This is a genomic window from Fictibacillus sp. 26RED30 (genome assembly GCF_015903845.1).
GTDB classification, from domain to species: domain Bacteria; phylum Bacillota; class Bacilli; order Bacillales; family Fictibacillaceae; genus Fictibacillus; species Fictibacillus phosphorivorans.
In genome coordinates this window covers 340,024-362,333 of sequence record NZ_JACZDV010000003.1, presented here as the reverse complement: position 1 = coordinate 362,333, position 22,310 = coordinate 340,024, and the positions used below count along the sequence as shown (strand labels likewise).

The following is a 22,310-nucleotide window of genomic DNA, read 5'->3' as shown; positions in this document are numbered from 1 at the left end:
ATTCCTCATTTCTTAACTAGAACATAAAGACAGACAATTGATATAATGGGCAGCATCACATACATCTGTATCGGAAAGAAGTATTGATACAAAAAGTTAAAAACAGAAATGTTTGATATAGGAGCAAGGGTATAAGCAATCGCAAGAATATATAGGGAAGCAACTAGCCATATCCTGTGTTTTTTTACATTAATCAATTTTGTAACCAAGAACATCAATAAACTCACTCTAATAAAAGCACCAGAAATCCATTGGAAGATGGAAAGGAAGTCCATCCTTGTGATCACTTTGCTAATGGTTAGAAGCTTCCATTGTTCAAAAGCAGGGTATCTTAATTTATTAGCTTCATAAGGGCCAAACTCTGCAATGGCTGCCATTGTTGGTCCTAACATAAGTCCTACTAAAACCAAACTCACAAAAATGATGTGTTTCCACTTAAGCGTTTTATGTGTGTGATGGACAAGGAATAAAAGCGTACTTAACTCTGTTAACCCGGATAAAACATACACGCCACCTTTAAACACAGGAGACCAGCCATTTTCTGCAATGGGCAGTAGCATAGAATAGTCTTTATGCGGAATATTTCCAATCGCAATAAAAAAGCCGAATGTTACAACTAACGGTAACGCAATCAAAGCTACCATGCTTAATTCTTGAAGTCCTTTATAAGTCCCGAAAAAGCAGAGCAATCCTAACAAAATACAAAGAGCAAGCGGAGGGCTATCCATTAAATAATTTGTTTTTGTCCATGTAATGGTATCCCGGAAAGTAATCGTTGCATTTAAGAAAAAGTAAAGGATAAATACACTGCTGAGTAGATAAACAGGGACTGTACCAAGTCGTTCTTTTATAAAATGTATAAAATCTTGATTTCCTAATTTTTTTAAAGCAGAACCAATAAGTAAAATAAATAGGATGTAAGGAATAATTGAAAGAAGAATACTTACCCAAGCATCTCTTCCTGAAGCTGATAAGATGACGGGTATAATTAGAACATGATTTACGAGGCCGGATGAAAGAATTAAAAGAACATAAATATGAATGGGAGCTACACCAGGTTGAATTCTCATACGTTCCTCCGGTTAATTGAATATGAATTAGTATTGTTTTAATTTGAAGGCATTATTCTATCGGTAAATACAATTCTTAAGCTAATCACATTTTTTCGTGAGTTTTGGATGGAATTTCGCAAATTTTTAACTTAATTCCGCGAGTTGTTAATGGACCAGTTACGCCCTGTTGATTACCTCAATCCATAACACACAGCTTACTTTAGGCAAACGGAAAAACTCAAACAAAAGATTAACCTTTTGTTTGAGCCATTACTTCGTTTTATCTAAGATGTAGCGTATATAACCTTCACGATGTCCGTTTTGATCAATTATTTTTCGTACATAATAGGGATCTTTCAATAGGCCGTTCTGTTTATCTAGTTCAATCCACTTCTTGGTCTCAGGGATATCGTTTAATTCTTGGAACCATTCTTCGCTTTCTAATTCTGCCCATAATACTTGAATATCAGGGTCTTTCACCCTTAAAATATGCTTTTGAAAGATTTCTATAAAAAAACCTGCAGTAAGTAAACAAAGCAATAAGAATAGCAGCATATCATTTTAACCTCCAGTCTTATTACCATACACCAAAACGAGCGTATAAAAAAACAGCACGTTTTTTAACGTGCTGCCTTAAGAAGCATCAAACAAAAGACTGCGTCCTATTTTTTGCTGCTATGTTTTTTAATGATCTCTTTTAATTCAGACCAATTCGTCAAACGAGGCATGTCTAAATCTTTGTTGTAATTCTGATGTCTAACATAAAGCTGAACAGGTTCTTCTGTTAGCGTATTTAAGACATTAGGCTTATCATCAAAGTAAAAGTCCAGCTTCAAATCTTTGATCGTATGGATTTTCTCCTCATCTTTCATTCCACAGAAAAAGCGTCCTTCTTGCACAGGAAATCCAGCATTCTCGACCCATTTCTTAGTTTCTTCGCAATGGTTGGCAGGTCTCGCTGTAATGTAGAAGATTTCATGGCCCTCTTTATGTAGTTCTTGCAACACTTCAATGGCATCAGGATAAGCAGGACAATCTGTAAAATAAATCTCTTCCATAGAATCAATCCACATCTGATTGCCTTCCTTTTTGGAAAGACCAAACGGTTCGTGAATCTCCAGAGTTTCAATCGTTTCAAAAACATCGATCGGAACATCTTTCTTTAATTTTCTATTGTAGATATGAAAAGCATGTTGTCGAAGGTTAATCAGTGTATCATCAATGTCAAAACCAAATCTCATTATATATACCTCTTATTCGTATTTAGGATAACTTGTAAATTTATAGTCAGGTCCAATTGGCGTAACCGTAAGATCTTGCAACTGGATGGCATCAGACATCTTTTGAATTCCAGTCCCACCAAAAAATGAAGGTGAATCCTGTCCGCCGATCAGCTTAGGTGCGATGTAGAAAACCGCTTTATCAACAAGCTTGTTTTCTAGAAAAGCTGCGTTAATCGTACCTCCACCTTCGATTAAAAGGGAAGAGATCAAATTACTGCCTAACGTTTTTAATACTTCATGTGGATCAACGCGTGTTTCACCAGCAATGAACACTTTAACACCGTGAGCTTCGAGTTGCTTCTTTTTTTGCTTGTTGTGATTTTCTGTTGTAAATACCCAGGTTTCAGCTAGCTTGTCTGTCACCACTTTTGATTGTAACGGAATCTTAAGTGTTGAGTCCATAATCACTCGTAGCGGATTTCGACCATTCGGAATTCTAGTCGTTAGTTCAGGGTCATCATGAATGACCGTATTAACACCAACAAGTATTGCTCGATTTTCATTCCTCATTTTATGCACATCTTCACGCGATTCTGGTGATGTGATCCATTTGCTGTTGTTCGCATGGCTTGCAATCTTTCCATCAAGCGTGATGCCTGACTTTAAAGTTACAAAAGGAACCTTCTGAACGATGAACTTGTTGAACACTTCATTCATTCTTTCTGATTCTTCTTGAAGCACTCCAGTCTCTACTTCAATTCCAGCTTCTTTTAAAATCTGCACGCCTTTTCCAGAGACAAGAGGGTTAGGGTCTAATGCGGCAATAATCACTTTTTTAATTCCTGCTTCTACAATCGCTATAGCACATGGTCCCGTTCTCCCATGGTGAGAGCAGGGTTCTAGTGTAACATAAATCGTACCACCTTTCGCCTTACCTCCAGCCATACGAATGGCATGGATTTCTGCATGTGGTTCTCCTGCCTTAAGATGTGTACCTACTCCCACGATTTCATTGTGGTTTACGATCACAGACCCTACTAACGGATTAGGGTCTGTTTGTCCTTTCATTGCTTTAGCATTATTTAAGGCGAGCTGCATGTAGAATTCATGACTACTCATTCGTAAATACTCCTTCTTCTAGGTGCCCAGATCGATTGATCTTGGTTTGCAAATACTTCTCGTTGTATTCAGATACATCACCCCAGATGGGTGCTCGTGCTGTAACAGAAAGCCCCGCCTGATGGAGTGCTTCTAATTTTTTCGGGTTGTTTGTAATAAGTGTAACAGGCTTTGAACGAAGTGCTTTCAGTACTTCTATAGCATCTTCATAATTCCTAGAATCATCTACAAATCCAAGGCTTTCATTAGCCTCAACTGTATCTTGTCCATTTTCCTGAAGCAGGTAAGCCATTGCTTTACTAAATAGACCGATACCACGGCCTTCATGGTTTGCTAAATAAAAGAGTGCACCTGTACCATGTTCTACGATCATTTTCATCGACTGCTTGAGCTGATAACCGCAGTCACATCGCTTGCTGCCGAATATATCACCAGTATGGCAAATCGAGTGCATACGAATAAGAGCTTCCTCATTGTATGCAAAGTCACCATAAACCAAAACGCTGGACTGCTGATATTCTGCTAAGTTGGCAGAGGAAAGCTTATCGATCACTTCTTCAAAGTTTTCAGTCTGCTCACAGCCTTCTAACCAGCAGTACCAATTGAAAACAACGGTTTCTCCATATAGGTTAACAGGAAGTTTGATAGGTCCTACCAAATAGATAGCACCTTCGTCTTTTTTTATGAGTTGTATTTTATCTTCTAGGATAGAGAGAACTTTTTCTTTTAAGTTTTTACTTTGTAACATACTTATACCCCTTTTATAGTTCATACGTATTTTGTCGGTTACTTAGGTGAATATGTTTATTTTATACCAGATAAATCAATTGAAAATAGTCTTTTGCTCTCAATGGAAAAAAAAAGCATCGAACTCATCAGAAGATGGTTCAATCCTTATGTTTAAGTAGGGTTAAGAGAAAATGCCGACCTCTATATGACAGACATAGATTTCTTCTTATATTATATGGAATAATCCCATGATAGCGTGTATGTTAGACTATTCTTCTTGAAAATTTTGGTATTGATTTAAAAGTCAGAGCGATTAAGCGAACAGAAAACTCAAGATTCTCTAGAAATATTTAGTAAGAATGATAGTGAGTACTCCTAAAAGGGCAATGCCATAATTGAAGATCAAATGATTATTATCGTTTTTCTCCACTTCGGAATGGAAGAGCTGATCAAAGGCTTTATGACGATATTTTGTTTCGTTAATCATCAAGTGCTCAGCGTCCTTTCAACGTATTAATGGCAGTTCTACCTAAAAGTATACCCCTTCATCAATAATTATTCAAAATATTCAAACTATTTATGACGGCATAAAGGTACACCATGCAGTGTACCTTCTTGAAGATTTTTGTTTATATTTATTAAGAACATGTTTTTTAATGTGCTGTCATTTTTGCCTCTGTTTTATCATGTGTGGCAAGTTTCTTTATCAGTGATTGACTAGATGCATTGAGTCCAGTGATTTGAACATCTGTTCCATTCTGGCGATATTTTAAGATAACTTTATCGATAGCACCTACTGCAGAATCATCCCAAACATGAGATTGCGACAAGTCGATTGTAACAAGCTCTACATCTTCTGAAAAGTCAAACTGTGAAACAAAATCTGTTACAGATGCAAAGAATAACTGTCCTTTTACGAAATATAATTTATTATTGTTATCAACCTTAGAGGAAATCTCAACTTTTGAAATTTTAGCGGCAAAGAACAGTGCACTTAAGATAACACCGGCTAGAACTCCTTTTGAAAGGTCATGAGTAAGCACCACTGTAACTACGGTCACGATCATAACAGCAGCATCAGTTCTAGGCATTTTATGAAGCTTTGTTAAAGAAGACCAATCAAAAGTGCCGATGGATACCATGATCATAACTCCAACTAACGCGGCCATTGGAATCATCGATAGCAGGTCGTTGAGCAGGATGATTAGTATCATTAAGAATGCTCCAGCAACAAATGTAGAAAGTCTTCCTCTGCCACCAGATTTAACGTTGATAACCGATTGACCAATCATTGCACAGCCGGCCATCCCTCCAAAGAATCCTGTAACAATATTCGCGATTCCTTGTCCTTTTGCTTCTCTATTTTTATCGCTATCCGTATCTGTCATATCATCTACGATCTGAGCAGTAAGTAGAGACTCTAAAAGTCCAACCAGAGCTAAAGCAAATGAGTATGGAAAAATGATCTGTAATGTTTCAAATGTTAATGGGATATCAGGTATTAAAAACATTGGAAGAGCTTGAGTTAATTCACCCATATCGCCTACCGTTCGTACCGTTGAACCTGACATAACAGCTATGATGGTGATCACGATAATGGCGATCAGAGGAGAAGGCACAGCTTTTGTGACTCTCGGGAAAAGATAAATAATAGCTAAAGCTCCTGCAACCATCGCGTACATTACCCATGACTCTCCAACAAAATGAGGAAGCTGGGCACTAAATATTAGAATGGCGAGTGCATTAACAAATCCGACCATCACTGAACGAGGGATGAACTTCATATATTTCCCGAGCTTTAATACTCCGATCAGTATTTGGATTACACCTGTCAGCACGGTTGCTGCTAAAAGGTATTGCAGTCCGTGTTCTGCAACAAGGGTGACCATGACAAGAGCCATAGCTCCGGTTGCGGCTGAAATCATTCCAGGTCTTCCGCCTAGAAAGGCAATTACAACGGCAATACAAAATGAGGCGTATAAACCTACCATAGGGTCTACACCTGCAATGATGGAGAAAGCGATCGCCTCTGGAATAAGAGCCAATCCGACTACAAGGCCGGCAAGAACATCTCCGCGAATGTTCCCAAACCACTCCTGTTTTATTTTATTTAGATCCAACAGAAACACACCTCTTTCTTTATGATGAAAACTGTTTTTTGACTTTCAACTCTCATGAAAGTCGGGGTCCGATGTCAACGCGTTTGATTATAACATGGATAATAAAAATGAAGTAACAGAATGTAAGCGTATAAATAAGTTTTTTTCTTTCATTTTTATTGAATTTCTTGTTTTTTTGGAGCATTAGTAGAAAAATACAATTATATGATTTGCATAAGGGGAAGGGATGAGGATATGGAAAAGATAACAGAAGGATATGAGTACGCGGATTACTATAAGGCGTATGTAAGCTTAGTACCTGAAGGGGATATCGTTCAAGTACTAACGAATCAAATGCAAGAAACAGTTGGAATCGTAAGCATGTTAAATGATGAACAACTTTCCTACCGCTATGCAACAGGGAAGTGGAGCATTAAAGAAGTGATCGGCCATATTACAGATACGGAGAGAATCATGAGTTATCGTTTACTATCCATCGCACGAGGAGAAACAACCTCACTTCCTGGATATGATGAAAATGCTTATGTACAGGAAGCCGGCTTCGATGAAATCCAGGTGAGAGATTTGCTAGAAAATTTTGTTGCAGTACGTTTGGCTACCATACAACTTATTAAAAGTTTGAACAAGAAGGCTGTAGAAAGGAAAGGAACGGCAAATGGGCATCCTGTTACCACTCGTGCTCTAATGATGATCATAGCCGGTCATGAGATACACCATCGTCATATTATTGTAGAGCGATACTTAACCCAAAATTAAACACATGTTTAAAAGAGAGTCGATGTCATCCTGATATCGACTCTCTTCTGTGAATAGAATTACTCATTCATCTCAATCGCGGCTCTGATGCCTGACTCCACAGCTCCTTCAACCCAGCCGTGCTTGAGTGTAGTATGTTCGCCGGCAAAGTGCAGTCTTCCCTCCGGAGCTTTAATCGCTTCAAACAATTCTAATTCCTGGTATGGCTTAAACATTGTAAAGCATCCACCTGCATTGGGATCTGTGGACCAATCGTGGCTAAATCCTGTAACAAAATGCTGATAGATGTAGTCACCATGAAACTGCGCGATATATTTTAATGTTTCTTTAATCTTCATTTCGTTGGATGAGCTTCTCCAAGGGAACGTATCATCTTCCCACGTATAACTTCCGATCACCACACCTGAAGGGATGTCTTCTCTGATACGGCTCGGATAATGAGTGAAGCGCGATGCGAGATCAGTGACGGTTTTCCCTCCAGATAGACCGTTCTTTTCCCAGAATCGATGTTTGAATTCAATTCCGATCTTAATCGAGGGCACATAATGAAGCTCCCGAATAGCTTTCCTTTTAAGATAGGAGAGGGAATTATATGGTTCGAATTCAACAAAATTAAGTACCGAGAACGGAAGTGTAAGTAATACCTTGTCAGCTTCAAAAGAAAAACGATGTAAGGTTTGCGGACTTTCTGTATACAGTTTAACGGATGATTCTGTCTGCACTAGTCTTGTTAACTTTTGACCAAAATAGATGTGGTGCCGTAAATCTCTAAGAAAAGCACGAGGTAGCTGGTCGTAACCACCTGTAACTTCAAAGTATTTAAGAGGAGGTTTTTTGAAAATGATTAAGATATCTCGAAGCATCTCTAAAAGTGAGAGCTCGGGAAGACCTTCTAGTGATAGAAGCACTTTAATCATATCAATAGCTCCAGCAGATAATGATCTTCCGTAAGGGTTGTTGCGCAAGTAATTATCAAGTGAGTATGATTGAAAATTTTGAATGATGATCGGCCAGTTTTTATCAGGTTCACGATCAATAAAATCTGCTATCGGCTGTACAGCATAAGCGATAAGCTCTTCAGCAGTTTTTCCTTTTTCATTTTCTAAGACAGGAAAACCTAAGATATCAGGATTTTTCTCATAAGCATCATAAGTGGTTCGAATGCCATTGACCAAAAGAAGGTCATGAGGATTGCTGTTAACAAAATCATTAATGGCAAGGTTGTATTTCTTGATGTATGCCAAAACAAGCTTATGCATCTTAGGAATACGCATAGCACCTGCTTCAAAATAGTTACCATGGGTAAAAGGTGATCTGACTGTGTAAATACGTCCGCCAACTCTGTGGGTAGATTCTAGAAGGATGATCTCGTGTCCAGCGTTCTTTAAAAGTGTGGCTGCAACAAGTCCAGCCATTCCTGCACCGACGACAATCATCCTCTTTGGAGAGCTTGTCATGGGTAAACCGTTCTGTATAATATCCAGCATTCCCTCAACTGTTAAACGGCTTGAATTCATCACAAATCCCCCTAAATGAACGTTCATTCCTTTTAACAATGTATTAAAAATTATTAAAGAATATTATTTTGTAATTAAAACTAAAAACGACAGCCAATGATGGCTGCCATTTCTCTAAATTTATACTAGTTCTTCTGTCTGAACTAAAACATCCTCTTTATTCGGATAAGTCTTCTCAATATGCTGCTCACCCCAAGCGCATAGTGAATCTAATATTCCTTTTAACGACCAACCGTAGTCAGTAAGAGAATATTCAACTCGTGGAGGAACCTGATTGTATACTTCTCGGAGGATAACTCCATCATCTTCAAGTTCTCTAAGCTGTTGTGTGAGCATCTTTTGTGTAATTCCTGGCATTAACCGCTTCAACTCACCGGTTCTTCTTTTATCTTTAATAAGATGGCAGAGGATGACGACTTTCCACTTTCCACCGATCACTTCAAGTGCAGCTTCTACAGGTATATTGTATTTTTTCATCCCAAAATCACCTCTATATCGTAATTGTTACTTTTAAGTGCCTACATTACTTTAAAGTGCGTACTTACTTTTAGTTTGTGTATATTTCATAATAACATCAAGTCAACCGAATGACTAGTTCATTCACCAACTAAAATCAATGGAGGGATTTATAGATGAATTCAACAGCCGTTCAAACGGAAAGCGGGTCGAAGTCAAAAGGTGGTTTTCCGGCATTATTAGCATTAGCCATTTCCGCATTTGGTATTGGTACAACTGAGTTTGTACCTGTAGGACTTTTATCTTCATTAGCATCTGATCTAAACATATCGATCACATTAGCAGGTTTACTCATATCAGGATATGCGATGGGTGTTGCATTTGGAGCACCGGTCCTTACAGCGTTAACGAATAAAATGAACAGAAAGTCGTTGTTACTTCTGTTAATGGTCGTTTTTATCGCAGGTAACATGGTTGCAGCAGTTTCAACAAGTTTTACGCTGCTTCTGATCGCGCGATTCATCACAGCATTTTCTCACGGTGTATTCTTTTCTATAGGTGCAACAATCGCTGCGGATCTAGTTCCCGAACATAAACGTGCAAGTGCGATCGCATTCATGTTTACGGGGCTTACTGTTGCAACCGTAACAGGTGTTCCGCTTGGAACCTTTATCGGTCAAACCTTCGGATGGAGAGCTACGTTTTGGGCAGTTGCACTACTAGGTGTTGTTGCCATCATCGCTAGTGCAATCTTAGTTCCGAAGAATTTGAAAGAAGCACCACCATCAAGTTTAAAAGATCAACTCAAGATTATTAAAAACGGTCGATTATTATTAGCTTTTGCGATCACAGCTCTTGGTTACGGTGGAACATTTGTAGCATTCACGTATTTAGCACCGATCTTAGAAGATGTAACAGGCTACGCTCCTAAAGCAGTAACCTGGATTTTGTTAGGCTACGGTATTGCTGTTGCGATCGGGAATACGGTAGGAGGTAAAGCGGCAGATAAAAATCCGATTAAAGCTTTGTTTTGGATGTTCGTTATTCAGTCTGTTATTTTAGTGATCTTAACATTTACAGCACCTTTTAAAGTAGCTGGAACGATTACTATCTTCTTATTAGGACTTTTAGCGTTTATGAATGTTCCGGGTCTACAGGTTTATGTTGTGAAACTTGCTGAAAGATATGTACCTTCTGCAGTAAATGTTGCGTCAGCTATTAATATCGCCGCATTTAATTTAGGTATCGCTATTGGTGCATTTGTTGGAGGGCTCATTGTCGATTCGATCGGCATCATTCATACACCTTGGATCGGCGGAGTAATGGTGTTTGGTGCAGTTCTCTTAACGGCATGGAGCGCGTCACTTGAAAAAAGAACAATTTAAGGGTGAAAAAGAAGGTAGCCACTTTGGTTGCCTTCTTTTTTTAAGCTGTTTTTTTATTTTTCACTTTAGCTATTATGACTACAAGTAAAAGGGGCAAGAACCCAAAGAAAAATGTTACAGTGGTCTGCAAGAAGGATCCAGATTCTCCTAGTTCAATTTCGTTTTTGTACATCGTAAGAGAGAGTAAGAGCACAACCACTGAGATTATATAAATAAAATGTGTAGCTTTTACTTTAAATAGAGTGGAGAGAGCTTGATCAAGTATAAACAACAATAAAGAGATCTTCATGTATGTTCCTAGAATTAGTGCGATGCCAAAGATCGCTTCTACACGCTCAACAATCTCTCCAATGCTAATCAGCTGAGCCAGAACATGAAGAGGGAATTTCTTAAGAAACACTAAAGGTCCTAGCCCCATTAATGAACAGAGAATTGTTAATGTGAGTACGATTCCATTTATGAATAAACCTAAATAAAGCCATTTATTAATGGACTGCCCGGGCTTTTGCTTTACAAAGTATATAATCATAGCAAAGAATAATACATCCATGTAAGGAAATCCAAAACCGACATAAACACCATGTAATATCGGCTTAAAGCCTTGTGGAGCTAAAGGAAGCAGATTAGTGATCTCATACGTGTTGTAGGGCAGGATTAACATGATGATAAAGATGAAAAACAGAATATACATCAATAGGTGAAACATGCGACCCATTACTTCAATTCCAGCTTTTGCAGTTAGACTGGAGGTGATTAAGATGAGTAGATGAAAGATGAAGAGCGGCGTTTCTCTCATCATCGAGGTTGTAAAATATTGCCCCATTCCATATACAATGTTTGCTGTGATATACAACATGACTAAGAACAGAGGGATGATGATTAGATAGGTCATCACGTTTCCGAGTGTTAGGCGAACTTGGTTCACATAACATTGATCAGGATATTCGTTGTGAAGAGTTAATACGAGATATAAGATGACAAAACCAACTAAGTTAGCAAGCAACATGGCGATCCAAGCACTGTTTTGAGCAGCAGCCAGCATCGGCCCTTGGATATTGATAAGGGCTGAACCCGTCATATACACTTGAAATAACACTGCCATCTGCCAATAACTAATTTTTCCTGTGTGCATAAAGTGACTCCTTATGATTTTACTTGCAGCCATGAAGTGATAACTTCAGCAATAGGACCAAGTATTAACTGAAATCCTTCATCTAAGTTAGGAAGGTTCCGCCCGGAAAGATAAGAGTAGAGCATGTACCCTGCCGGAATAGACATCATTAAATAGATTTTTTTTGACTTTTTATCTTGTTTCAACGTTTGATAGTCGAAGTATAATAATACGACTAAGCTTCCTAAAATGAGTTTTTCAATCATAGTGAATTCCTCATCATCCTATTATTTTTTATGAAAAGGTTTGCTTATATCAGTTCCTGTGTTTAGGATGTTAACTTCGGATTTAACATGAAATACGGCGTCTTTGTAATAAGGTATCTTTTCTTTTTTTATTCTTTTCCATTCTTTCGGATTACTGCGATAGATATGGTTTCCTAATCCGATAATATCTATATTCTTTTTTTGTGAGTGCTTTAATAATGTCATTAAGTTACTGTTCACTTGTTTTTCTAACTTTGTATGAAGAACTTCTAGTTGTTGTTTTGTTTCAATGTTTGTACATTCTAATTCACCTATGCTAGCTTGAAGCTTTGGTCTAAGTGAGTAATGTATAACATCATTTTTGATCGCAAAAGATGTGTTTGTATGTGATTCTGTGATTTCAAATGACTCCTGCAGCTTACTACCTTTACATGGAATACCAATGATTCCATACTGAAAATTATTAAGAGCGAGCATGAGCGATTTTGTTTCTTTGTTTGTAATAGTCGTCTTCAGCTTCCCACCTAGAAAGATAGAAAGCCCATCTACAAAGATACTGTTCTCTTTTTCTTTTTCCTTTCTTAGATAGGGAACATACACCGTATCCACCTCGCTATGTAGCTGTTTTCCAATTGTAAATAAATTAGCGGGATAGGTTTTCGCACTAAATTTGCTCCCAGTTTTAGTGACTTCGTTTAATTGTTCACTCACCGTATTTTCAACATGAGGTTTTTCTTTTAAATAGTCTGCCGCAACTCCTTCAGTTACTGCAACACCTGTTAAGAGTCTCGGTTCATGATCACGGTAAAAGAAATCTAAAACAGAACCAAGATAATATTTTTTGGCGACTTTCTCACTAATCACAATAAAACGAACATGCCCCCAGTTTGCTTTTCTTCCCAAATGAATGGTCACATCTCTTATAGCATCAAAAACGGATTTTGCTTCCGTTTCAAGATTAAAGTATGATTCACCACCACCACCAGCAGAAGCGATCTTAGGAGCAGGCTTATAAAATTGTGTGGTGAGTTTAATGGTTCCATCTTTCTTTTGGTCGACAGCTAGCGATTGAACGAAAACATACTCGGTAAGCTCGGCATGATCCCAGCAACCAGATAAAAAAAGAAGGGAGGAGGCAACGATGTATTTAATTAGCTTTTGCATAGTAACCCCTTCCTTTATAAGATATTGGCGTTATAAACCTTTTCCAGTACTGCGGTGCTTTAATAATTTTTTCAATGACAAACGAAAGAATCCGTCTTTTAGTAGTGACGTACTGTTAAGAGTGAACGTACCAAGATAAGGTTCCTTTAGAACGTGTAATTTAGACAGGTGCAAGAAGATAAGAATAAATCCAAGGAACAGACCGAAGCCTCCCATAATAGCAGCTAGAAACATTAATGGTATTCGCAACAAACGTGCAGCAAAGCCAAAATCATAATAAGGGATAGAAAAGGATGCGATTCCCGTCAATCCAATAACAACAATCATGATCGGTGAGGCCAGTCCAGCGTTAATGGAAGCTTCTCCGATAATTAGTGCTCCAACGATACTTACAGTTGATCCAATAGGTTTAGGTAGCCGGACCCCTGCTTCTTGTAAGAGTTCGAAAAAAAACAGCATGATTAAAGCTTCTATGATTGCAGGAAAGGGTATCCCTTCTCGCGTATCTAAGAGAGCGATCAATAGAACGGTCGGTATTAATTCAGAATGAAAAGTAGTCAAAGCGATATAAATACTAGGTAAAGCCAAGCTCAAAATAAAGCCAATAAATCGCACCAACCTGATGATGGATGAAAAAACAGATCGTTGATAATAATCTGAAGCGGATTGGAAAAATTCATTAAACAATCCAGGACAGATAACGATCGTTCCTGTTCCTTCCATTAGAATAATGATCTTGCCTTCTAATAACGAGGCTGAAGCAACATCTGGTCTTTCTGTAAATCGATATTGAGGGAAGGGAGTAACGGACGATTCCTCAATTAATTCAGCGATATAGGATGTTTCTAGAATTTCTTCGTTTTTAATTTTGTTGATTCTTAATTCAAACTCTTCAAGCATTTCCTTTTTAACAGTTCCATCTAAATAGCCATAAACAAATTTCGTATTAGACTTGCCATCCGTTTGTTTAAAAATAAATTTAAGATTGGGTGTCTTTAATCGAGAACGAATCAACCCAAGGTTCTTTTGCAGGTTTTCGATCGTACCTTCTCGAGGGCCAACAACGACTACCTCGTTCTGTGGTTCTGCAACACTTCTTTTTTCTACAGAAGAAGCATCAAAGCTTAGAGCTAAATCCCATTTGTCAAAAATTAAAACAATATGGCCATTGACGACATTGGCATTTAATTCATTGTAGTTTTTTAGTAACATAACCGGTCTTGATGAGACGCCCTTGTTCTCAAAAAAGACCTTTATCTGTTGAACCGAAATATCAAGTGAAAGGGCAGCCTCAAAATCGGGCATATCCTTAAGTACCTGGTGAAGCAGGTTGGACTTTTCTTCTTGGACGAGAGAATCACAATGTACAACAAGAGCTTCTTGTTTGTAATCTGAACCAAATTGAAAGTGCCTGATCTTAATATCATCACAGTTTTTATAAAGATTACGCATATATTCATCATTTGCTTGAAGATCTTTGTTAATAGGAACTTCTACTTTGGTTATATCCATGATTGCTAACACCTGCCTTATCCTATAATGTTTGATGAAGGATAAGAATCTATACATTATTTACCATGGAAGTCATGAAGGGTGGATGAAAGCGTAGATTTCCGTTTCAGATGAGGGAAGATTATTAGAAACGTGCGAAATAAAAAAGCTACCAGATAAATAAGGTAGCTTTTACATATTGAACGAGAGAGTCATGATTAAATCTTTTCCTGAGTTCCCACTTTGGCATTTTGATCAATCTCTAAACTTGTTTTATATTCAATTCTTTTTATATCACAGCCGGGACCGATTTCTATCGTGTTTCCGCGTACTACTTCAGCGTGTGTGTGTTCAAGATATAAGTAGTCGCCTTCGATCACTTCTGCCGTTAGTTGATCCGTGTGGTTGCTCATAAAAAATTTAATCAGCTTTTTAAAGCCAGATGCATCCCGTGTCTTTTTAACTGTGATGTTCTCGCCGCCTATTTCTTTAGCTTCACAATGACGTAGCAGTTCTACGTCGATCGTACCTGCATTTAAGAGACCATCTATTTTAAAATTACCGCGGGCTTCAAAAGATTCAGCTTCACAATCTCCCTTTATTTTAATTTGTCCTTTAACGTCTACTTCGTCACTTGATACATTTCCTTGTACAGAGGCAGAGCCGCGAACGATGATTTCTTTTCCTTTTACATCCCCCTTAATAGAAGAGGAGCCTTGAACCTTTAATTCGTCGCAAAGAAGGTGACCATCGATGTCTGTGCTACCGTTAATCGTCATTTCCTTCACTTCTACATCGCCTTCGAAATGGGTTGATCCATTGATTTTAGCCGTATCAGTAGTAATGTTTCCCTCTAAATGTGCACTTCCGTTGCATTTAAACTCTTCACATATGAGATCGCCATATATATGTGCACTTCCGTTAACCTTTACTTGATTAAACTCGCCACCAGAAGAAGTTCCTGATCCGGAAATACTAATATTCTTTAACTGAGTTCGTTCCATTGCTATTCCTCCTTCAAATTATTAAGAAAGCTTAAGTTTTAGTTCTTCCATGCACTGACTTAGTTTATAGTGAGCAATTTTCTTTGCTTGAGGCTCTAATAGAAGGTTGGCCGGTTCTGGTGTGAGGATAAAAAATGAAACGCCCATTTTTCTAATAAAGATTAATTCACTTTCGCTGTTCTTTGTGCTCTGTGAATGTTCATCAAAAAGCTTCAACAGGTCTACGCCTTCTGTTCGATTTACATCGCCCGTTTGCAGCAATGAATTCAATACATATAAAGTTAATAACTGATTAAATGAAAACGAATGAGTAGGACCATGAAAGTTGTTATACATCTCTACTGCTGTATGAGAAACAATGTTACGTTTGGTGAGCTCTTCTGCTGATAATGATGTGAGTGTCGAGGAAGGAGAGAACATATCAGCAAGTTCATCGAGTGATAAATCATCTTTTAAAGTTTTAATTTTTTCAATACGCAGCAATATATCATCTTTAGGAAAGAATGTTTCTTGGCCTGTAAAGGTAGATTTTCGAATGAACCAGTTTTCAGGAATCAAGTTCTTTCTTTTCCATCTGTATAGCTGGCCGTAAGAGATATTTGCTTCTTCTAATAGATCTTTCTTTGAGATTAGATTTTCCATGATTAACCTCCTCATCAGTAATGTAACATAACACTGTTACGCTGTGCAATAAATTTAAAAGTTTACAAAGGAAAGTGAACGAAGATTTTTGAATAATAGTAGGTAGAAGGTGGAGGGGTTCAATGGATAATTGGTTTAGTGCAGGATCTTCGGGTTTTAGGATGTTCCAATGGGAGCATGTGCTTTTATTAATGTTAATCCTTTTTGTGAGTATTGGTATGTACCGCTATCGGATACGTATGAGGAAGATGCAATTATGGAAGAGAATCTTGATCACAGGGCTTGTGGTCTCAGAGAGTTCATATCACATATGGGCCGTTCATAATGACTTATGGGACCTTCATATTTTCCTTCCTTTGCAGCTATGTAGTTTCAATATTCTGTTGTCCGTGTTGTTACTCTTAACGGATAATCGGAGACTTTTTGCTTTTGTCTACCTTTTTGGTTTAACAGGTGCCATACAAGGATTACTTACACCAGAGTTATTTCAAGAGCCTTGGCATTTTCGATTCATCCAATATTTTATGGCTCATGCTTTTATTGTTTGGACAGCTCTATACTATGCGATTGTAAGGTCTTATACCATTAGCTGGCATCTTCTTTTTCAGTCATTTCTATGGCTGAACATTTATGCTATAGGTGTGTATGTTGTAGATGTGACTATTGATGCAAACTATATGTTCTTGCTAGAAAAACCAACGAATGCTTCACTTCTAGATTACTTAGGACCGTATCCATGGTATATCCTTTCACTAGAACTAGTTGCTGTATGTTTATGTCTGCTTGTTTTTATTCCGGTTAAAGAAAAGCTAAATCACACGAAAGAGGGCCATCCACCGTTTGGGGCGTAGGGTCCTTTTTTTGTACCTTTTGTGACAAAATCATGCAAAGGAAGAAATTAATGGTATATATTGTATAATGGAAGTGAGGAGGGATTTTATGATTGAAACCATCAACAGGCCGATCAGGTGGATAACTTATCTATTTCTTAGCTTATTGGTCATTGGCAGCAATGTAATTCTTTATCAGACAACTTATTTCCAACCCGTACCTACTTCTGTGCTCATTGGCTCTATGTTTGATTTTCTTCTCGTTATTCCTCTACTTACCTATTACTTTATTATTCGTAAAAGATACTCATGGAAGCTGACACTGCTTGTCGCATTAGTGAGTTATGCTTTCGCTTCATTTATCATTCCAGATGATCTGTTAAAATCTGTATCATTTATTCCGAAAGCTCTACTTCTTTTAGAAGCGGGTTTTATCTCTATTGAGTTTTATTTACTATTTATCGTGTGCAGAAAGTTACCTAAAGTAAAGAAGTCGTACCGTGACTTAGCTGTTGATCTACCGTTTTTATTGAAAATCAAACACGCTGTAAATCTTCATTTTGCACAAAGTCGCTTGATCGATTCTCTCGTCAGTGAAGTTACGATGTTCTATTATGCTTTCTTTTCCTGGCGAAAAGCACCTATGATGAATGGACAAACATTTACTCTCCATAAGAATACAAGTTATGTAGCTCTCCAGCTCATGTTGATCCACGCGCTTATCATCGAATCGGTCGGTCTTCATTATTTCTTCAGTCAATGGAACCATACAGTCTCTTTGATTTTATTATTTATAAACATCTACTCTATTCTTTTTCTCATCGGTCAGATGCAAGCTGTAAAAAAAGTCCCTTTAATCGTTACGAATCAATCGTTGAAATTGAATATAGGATTTATTAAAAGCCTTGATCTGCCGTTTAAATACATCCAAGAATGGAAAACGTATGAAGGACCAGATGAGTTGAGTGCAGCAGAAATGAAGTATACGTTTGAAGCCCGAGTAAGTGATTTTATTCCGGAAAAACCGAATATTGAGTTGCTGTTGAAAAAACCTATAAGGTCAAATATCATATATGGATTTAAGAAGAACGTGACAAGGGTAGTTATTAAAGTAGATAACCCCACTGAATTAATGAGGCTTATTGAAAAGAGAATGGCTGATGAAGAATGTAACTTAGAAGATTAACAGTCTTTTTTTAGCAAATGTTCAATTTCACCTTGTTAAATGGAAATGCTATTGTTAAGATTTCAGAAGGTTACAGAAAAATCCTTTCGACAGGTGAAAATATATGTTTAAAAATACAGCAACTTCACAACAAAAAAAATCATTTCTTACTTCCGTTCAGCTAATCGTCATCTTTTATTTATTGTCCGTTTTAGTAGCGACCATTCTTTTAAGCTTGCCGGTCGGTCATAACGAAGGAGTAGAGTTGAAATTTATCGATGCCCTGTTTACCGCCGTGAGTGCAGTTAGTGTAACAGGTCTAACTTCTGTTAATATCTCAGAAACGTTTAATCAAGTTGGAGTCGTCCTTCTTGCCATCATCGTGCAGATTGGTGGGATCGGCGTTATGACGCTCGGTACAGCCATTTGGCTTTTAATCGGTAAACGTATTGGGATGAGAGAGCGTCAATTGATTATGACAGACCAGAATCAATCTACACTCGCTGGGCTTGTTCAGTTGATGAAGCAAATACTAACACTCATTATTGGAATTGAAATCGTAGGAACAGTATTGTTCTTTATCTTGTTTCAGCCTTATTATGATACAGAAATAGAAGTGCTCTATCACGCATTCTTCGCAGCAGTTACAGCAACGACGAATGCAGGTTTTGATATAACGGGAAGTTCATTGATCCCGTTTCGACATGATTATCTCGTTCAGATCGTTACGATGTTTTTGATTACATCCGGTGCTATTGGATTTCCTGTATTAGTAGAGATCAATAACTTTATTAAAGAGCGTAAGTATTTAGAGCGTTATACGTTCACTCTTTTTACGAAAGTTACAACAACTACATTTGCGTTATTAGTTATTACAGGAGCCATAGGGATTTATGTACTAGAGATGAATGCATTCTTCGAAGGTAAGTCTTGGCATGAAACAATCTTTTATTCGTTGTTTCAGTCTGTTACCACGCGAAGTGGAGGCCTATCCACGATGGACGTCTCTGAATTCACGGTACCAACCCTTCTCTTCTTAGGAGTCATGATGTTTATTGGTGCTTCTCCAAGCTCAGTAGGAGGGGGGATTCGGACGACGACTTTTGCTGTAGCATTATTAGCAATCCTCTTTTACGCAAAGGGTAGAAACACGATAAAAATCTTTAAGCGTGAGATATACCCTGAAGATATACACAAGTCGTTTATTGTTATTATCGTTGCGATGGTGCTCTGTACGACATCCACTATTATCTTAGCGATTACTGACCCTATGCCGATCGAGTACTTATTCTTTGAGGTATGTTCAGCTTTCGGAACTACAGGGCTTTCCACTGGAATTACAGGTCAGTTGAGCTCAACAGGTAAAGTGATCTTAATGCTTCTGATGTTTATTGGAAGAATTGGCGTACTTTCATTCTTGTTCATTATCCGAGGAAAAGTGGTTACAGAGCACATTCATTACCCGAAAGAAAAATTAATTATTGGCCAGTAAAAGTGATCACGTTTGAATTCACGCTGCTGTTTACTTATAATGAACATAAGTAAATAAGTCCTTCGGGGTCGGGTGAAATTCCCAACCGGCGGTGATGAGGCTTCAGCCTCTCAGTCCGTGACCCGGTTTTGCATGTAGCAGAAACGGTGGATTCGGTGCAATTCCGAAGCCGACAGTATAGTCTGGATGGGAGAAGGAACGTGAACACTTTTAGAATACCTGTGTTTGAAATAGGTATATTTAAAGGTTTATTTCGTTATATTCTTAACATTTAAAACCCCGGAAGTAATCTGTTTCCGGGGTTATTTGTATTAAGAGAAAAAGGACTCCTGCTTATGCATATTTACGATGATACTTACGTCATACGAGGGGAGGGAAAGCTTTTTGTTTACAGGCATTATTGAAGAAAAAGGTACGATAAAATCAATTTCTAAAGGCAACGAAACGATTGTTCTTACTGTTACAGCCCAAGAAGTATTAAAAGATGTAAACCTTGGAGACAGTATCGCAGTTAACGGTGTTTGTCTAACCGTAACTTCTTTTAGTAAAAGAGAGTTCACGGTAGATGTTATGCCAGAGACGTTTCGTTCATCCACATTGAGATTATTAAACAACCGTGATTTGGTCAATCTTGAACGAGCGATGGCTGCTGGTGGCCGGTTCGGTGGACATTTTGTTTCCGGGCATGTGGATGGGACAGGAACAATCATTGAAAAGCGTCCAGAGAGAAATGCCATCTATTATACGATTGTGTTACCTGACCATCTGATGCGTTATTTTATGTTGAAAGGCTCTGTATGTGTAGATGGGACGAGTCTCACTATATTTGAAGTGACCGAAAGTACAATTACTGTTTCATTGATTCCTCATACAGCAGAACACACGATCTTAGGGTCGAAAGGAACGGGTGACATCGTGAATATCGAATGCGACATGCTCGCAAAGTATGTACACAATATGTTGTCGCCGAAAGAAGAAACTACACAAAAGTCGAAGCTGTCTCTTGATTTCTTACAAGAGCACGGATTTTAGGAGGAGAGTTCATGTTTCACTCCATAGAAGAAGCAGTGGCAGATCTTAAAGAAGGAAAAATTGTGATCGTAGTAGATGACGAAGATCGTGAAAACGAGGGTGACTTTGTAGCACTCGCAGAAGGTATAACTCCTGAAACCATTAATTTTATGGTGACACATGGCAGAGGTTTAGTGTGTACACCGATCTCAGAAGAAATTGCGTTAAAGCTTGATCTTTCACCGATGGTAGTTGCCAACACAGATTCGCATGGCACGGCTTTTACGATAAGCGTCGATCATATTTCAACTACAACAGGTATTTCGGCTCAAGAGAGAGCGTCTACAGTACGTGAGCTTGTGAATGCAGATTCCCTGCCTTCTGATTTCAAACGACCTGGTCATATTTTTCCGTTGATCGGAAAAAACGGTGGTGTGTTGCGAAGAGCAGGCCATACGGAAGCAGCCATCGATCTTGCACAAATGGCAGGCAGCAAATCGGCTGGTGTTATCTGTGAAATCATGAAAGAAGACGGAACGATGGCTCGTGTTCCTGAACTAGTCGAGCTTGCGAAACAACATAATATGAAGCTGATCACGATTAAAGACCTCATTACGTACCGAAACAAAACTGAGCAGATGGTAAAGCGTGAAGTAGAGATTAATCTGCCTACAGAGTTTGGTGATTTTAAAGCGATCGGTTTTTCGAATGTATTAGATGAGAAAGAACATGTTGCACTCGTTAAAGGTGAGGTTGCAACCGGAGAACCAGTTTTAGTCCGCGTTCATTCTGAGTGCTTAACAGGTGATGTATTTGGTTCAGCTCGTTGTGATTGTGGTTCACAGCTTCACGCAGCTCTTTCACAGATAGAAAAAGAAGGCCGTGGCGTTTTGCTGTACATGAGACAAGAAGGACGCGGCATCGGACTAATCAATAAGATGAAAGCTTATAAACTTCAAGAAGAGGGTCTTGATACGGTTGAGGCAAATGAGCAGCTTGGGTTCGCGCCAGATCTGCGTGATTATGGCATAGGAGCTCAAATTTTAAAGGACCTTGGTATCAGTAAGATGAAACTGCTGACGAACAATCCAAGAAAGATTGCTGGATTAAAAGGTTATGACTTAGAAGTGACCGATCGTGTGGCGCTTCAGATGCCTCATAACAAGAACAACGAAGATTATCTAAAAACAAAAAAGAGCAAATTGGGGCATATGCTTCATTTTTAAATCAGGAGGAATAGTCATGGCAAAATTATTTGAAGGACATTTAGTTGGTACAGGATTAAAAGTAGGTATCGTAGCAGGACGTTTTAATGACTTTATTTCAGATAAATTAGTTTCAGGTGCACAAGATGCATTCAAGAGACACGGTATTTCTGAAGATGATGTAGACATCGCTTGGGTTCCTGGAGCGTTTGAGATACCGCTGATCGCTAAAAAGATGGCAGATAGCGGTAACTATGATGCAGTGATCACTTTAGGAGCAGTAATCCGCGGATCGACGCCTCACTTTGATTACGTATGTAATGAGGCAGCGAAAGGAGTCGCTCAAGCATCCATGACGAGCGGTGTTCCTGTAATCTTTGGCGTCTTGACAGTGGATTCAATTGAACAAGCGATCGAGCGTGCAGGGACGAAAGCAGGAAACAAAGGTTGGGAAGCTGCTGTGTCAGCTATTGAAATGGCCAACTTAACGCGTCAGTTAGGATAGAATGCATGTGTGTGATAGCCCGTCACTTTTTTAGTGACGGGTTTTTGTTTGTTTTAGAAACAGATGG

At 38.4% G+C, this 22,310-nt stretch carries 22 protein-coding genes and 1 riboswitch; of the genes, 8 read left to right on the top strand and 14 right to left on the bottom strand.

What is annotated here, in order from left to right; genetic code table 11:
• Positions 1–5: 5 nt before the first annotated feature.
• The 6 genes from IHV11_RS17710 to IHV11_RS17685 all read right to left on the bottom strand — a co-directional run bounded on the left by IHV11_RS17710 (position 6) and on the right by IHV11_RS17685 (position 6,243).
• Complete coding sequence (locus IHV11_RS17710; RefSeq protein ID WP_197195715.1) at positions 6–1,070, bottom strand: GerAB/ArcD/ProY family transporter; 1,065 nt, start codon at positions 1,068–1,070, stop codon at positions 6–8.
• Between the two features lie 252 nt (positions 1,071–1,322).
• Positions 1,323–1,607 (bottom strand): hypothetical protein, encoded by a 285-nt coding sequence (locus IHV11_RS17705; protein WP_066391287.1) that lies wholly within the window; start codon positions 1,605–1,607, stop codon positions 1,323–1,325.
• 107 nt (positions 1,608–1,714) lie between these two features.
• Positions 1,715–2,293 carry a 5' nucleotidase, NT5C type gene (locus tag IHV11_RS17700; protein ID WP_197195714.1) on the bottom strand — a complete coding sequence of 193 codons (579 nt, stop codon included), beginning with the start codon at positions 2,291–2,293 and terminating at the stop codon, positions 1,715–1,717.
• Positions 2,294–2,305: 12 nt separating this feature from the next.
• Positions 2,306–3,394: a bifunctional diaminohydroxyphosphoribosylaminopyrimidine deaminase/5-amino-6-(5-phosphoribosylamino)uracil reductase RibD gene (gene ribD / locus IHV11_RS17695; protein ID WP_197195713.1), complete on the bottom strand. Its 1,089-nt coding sequence runs from the start codon at positions 3,392–3,394 to the stop codon at positions 2,306–2,308.
• Entirely contained in the window at positions 3,387–4,142 is a 756-nt protein-coding gene (locus IHV11_RS17690; protein WP_197195712.1) for a GTP cyclohydrolase II, read from the bottom strand. The genes ribD and IHV11_RS17690 overlap by 8 nt, the downstream gene beginning before the upstream one ends.
• Before the next feature lie 634 nt (positions 4,143–4,776).
• Positions 4,777–6,243 carry a SulP family inorganic anion transporter gene (locus tag IHV11_RS17685; RefSeq protein WP_197195711.1) on the bottom strand — a complete coding sequence of 489 codons (1,467 nt, stop codon included), beginning with the start codon at positions 6,241–6,243 and terminating at the stop codon, positions 4,777–4,779.
• Between the two features lie 234 nt (positions 6,244–6,477).
• Between IHV11_RS17685 and IHV11_RS17680 the strand changes: the two genes are divergently transcribed.
• Complete coding sequence (locus tag IHV11_RS17680; protein ID WP_197195710.1) at positions 6,478–6,999, top strand: DinB family protein; 522 nt, start codon at positions 6,478–6,480, stop codon at positions 6,997–6,999.
• Between the two features lie 59 nt (positions 7,000–7,058).
• On the opposite strand, the gene IHV11_RS17675 is transcribed toward IHV11_RS17680, so the two are convergent.
• Together IHV11_RS17675 and IHV11_RS17670 are read right to left on the bottom strand one after the other, a co-directional pair.
• Positions 7,059–8,516 (bottom strand): flavin monoamine oxidase family protein, encoded by a 1,458-nt coding sequence (locus IHV11_RS17675; protein ID WP_197195709.1) that lies wholly within the window; start codon positions 8,514–8,516, stop codon positions 7,059–7,061.
• A gap of 120 nt (positions 8,517–8,636) precedes the next feature.
• Positions 8,637–8,993, bottom strand: coding sequence for a winged helix-turn-helix transcriptional regulator (locus IHV11_RS17670; RefSeq protein WP_191754703.1), 357 nt, complete (start codon positions 8,991–8,993; stop codon positions 8,637–8,639).
• A 155-nt stretch (positions 8,994–9,148) separates the two neighbouring features.
• Here IHV11_RS17670 and IHV11_RS17665 point away from each other — a divergent pair, with 155 nt between their 5' ends.
• A complete protein-coding gene (locus IHV11_RS17665) occupies positions 9,149–10,357 on the top strand; it encodes an MFS transporter (protein WP_197195708.1) in 1,209 nt (402 codons plus the stop codon).
• Between the two features lie 40 nt (positions 10,358–10,397).
• Here IHV11_RS17665 and IHV11_RS17660 read toward each other — a convergent pair whose 3' ends face one another.
• From IHV11_RS17660 to IHV11_RS17635, 6 genes are all read right to left on the bottom strand, one after another.
• Entirely contained in the window at positions 10,398–11,489 is a 1,092-nt protein-coding gene (locus IHV11_RS17660; RefSeq protein WP_197195707.1) for a GerAB/ArcD/ProY family transporter, read from the bottom strand.
• Positions 11,490–11,500: 11 nt separating this feature from the next.
• Positions 11,501–11,734 carry a hypothetical protein gene (locus IHV11_RS17655; protein ID WP_197126829.1) on the bottom strand — a complete coding sequence of 78 codons (234 nt, stop codon included), beginning with the start codon at positions 11,732–11,734 and terminating at the stop codon, positions 11,501–11,503.
• A 21-nt stretch (positions 11,735–11,755) separates the two neighbouring features.
• Positions 11,756–12,898, bottom strand: a complete 1,143-nt coding sequence (locus IHV11_RS17650; protein ID WP_197195706.1) for a Ger(x)C family spore germination protein — start codon at positions 12,896–12,898, stop codon at positions 11,756–11,758.
• Between the two features lie 30 nt (positions 12,899–12,928).
• Positions 12,929–14,410, bottom strand: a complete 1,482-nt coding sequence (locus IHV11_RS17645) for a spore germination protein (RefSeq protein WP_197195705.1) — start codon at positions 14,408–14,410, stop codon at positions 12,929–12,931.
• A gap of 197 nt (positions 14,411–14,607) precedes the next feature.
• Entirely contained in the window at positions 14,608–15,393 is a 786-nt protein-coding gene (locus IHV11_RS17640; protein ID WP_197195704.1) for a polymer-forming cytoskeletal protein, read from the bottom strand.
• Positions 15,394–15,414: 21 nt separating this feature from the next.
• Positions 15,415–16,035 carry a YhbD family protein gene (locus tag IHV11_RS17635; protein ID WP_231620385.1) on the bottom strand — a complete coding sequence of 207 codons (621 nt, stop codon included), beginning with the start codon at positions 16,033–16,035 and terminating at the stop codon, positions 15,415–15,417.
• Positions 16,036–16,157: 122 nt separating this feature from the next.
• Between IHV11_RS17635 and IHV11_RS17630 the strand changes: the two genes are divergently transcribed.
• The 6 genes from IHV11_RS17630 (at position 16,158) to ribH (ending at position 22,243) form a co-directional block, all read left to right on the top strand.
• Positions 16,158–16,886, top strand: a complete 729-nt coding sequence (locus IHV11_RS17630; RefSeq protein WP_197195703.1) for a TIGR02206 family membrane protein — start codon at positions 16,158–16,160, stop codon at positions 16,884–16,886.
• 88 nt (positions 16,887–16,974) lie between these two features.
• Positions 16,975–18,051 carry a hypothetical protein gene (locus IHV11_RS17625; RefSeq protein ID WP_197195702.1) on the top strand — a complete coding sequence of 359 codons (1,077 nt, stop codon included), beginning with the start codon at positions 16,975–16,977 and terminating at the stop codon, positions 18,049–18,051.
• A gap of 103 nt (positions 18,052–18,154) precedes the next feature.
• Entirely contained in the window at positions 18,155–19,522 is a 1,368-nt protein-coding gene (locus tag IHV11_RS17620) for a TrkH family potassium uptake protein (protein ID WP_197126835.1), read from the top strand.
• Between the two features lie 54 nt (positions 19,523–19,576).
• Positions 19,577–19,724, top strand: a riboswitch (FMN riboswitch).
• A gap of 182 nt (positions 19,725–19,906) precedes the next feature.
• On the top strand, positions 19,907–20,554 hold the full coding sequence (gene ribE / locus IHV11_RS17615; RefSeq protein WP_197126836.1) for a riboflavin synthase: 648 nt from the start codon (positions 19,907–19,909) through the stop codon (positions 20,552–20,554).
• 11 nt (positions 20,555–20,565) lie between these two features.
• A complete protein-coding gene (locus IHV11_RS17610) occupies positions 20,566–21,759 on the top strand; it encodes a bifunctional 3,4-dihydroxy-2-butanone-4-phosphate synthase/GTP cyclohydrolase II (protein ID WP_197126837.1) in 1,194 nt (397 codons plus the stop codon).
• A gap of 16 nt (positions 21,760–21,775) precedes the next feature.
• A complete protein-coding gene (gene ribH / locus IHV11_RS17605) occupies positions 21,776–22,243 on the top strand; it encodes a 6,7-dimethyl-8-ribityllumazine synthase (protein WP_066239884.1) in 468 nt (155 codons plus the stop codon).
• The last annotated feature ends 67 nt before the right edge of the window (positions 22,244–22,310 follow it).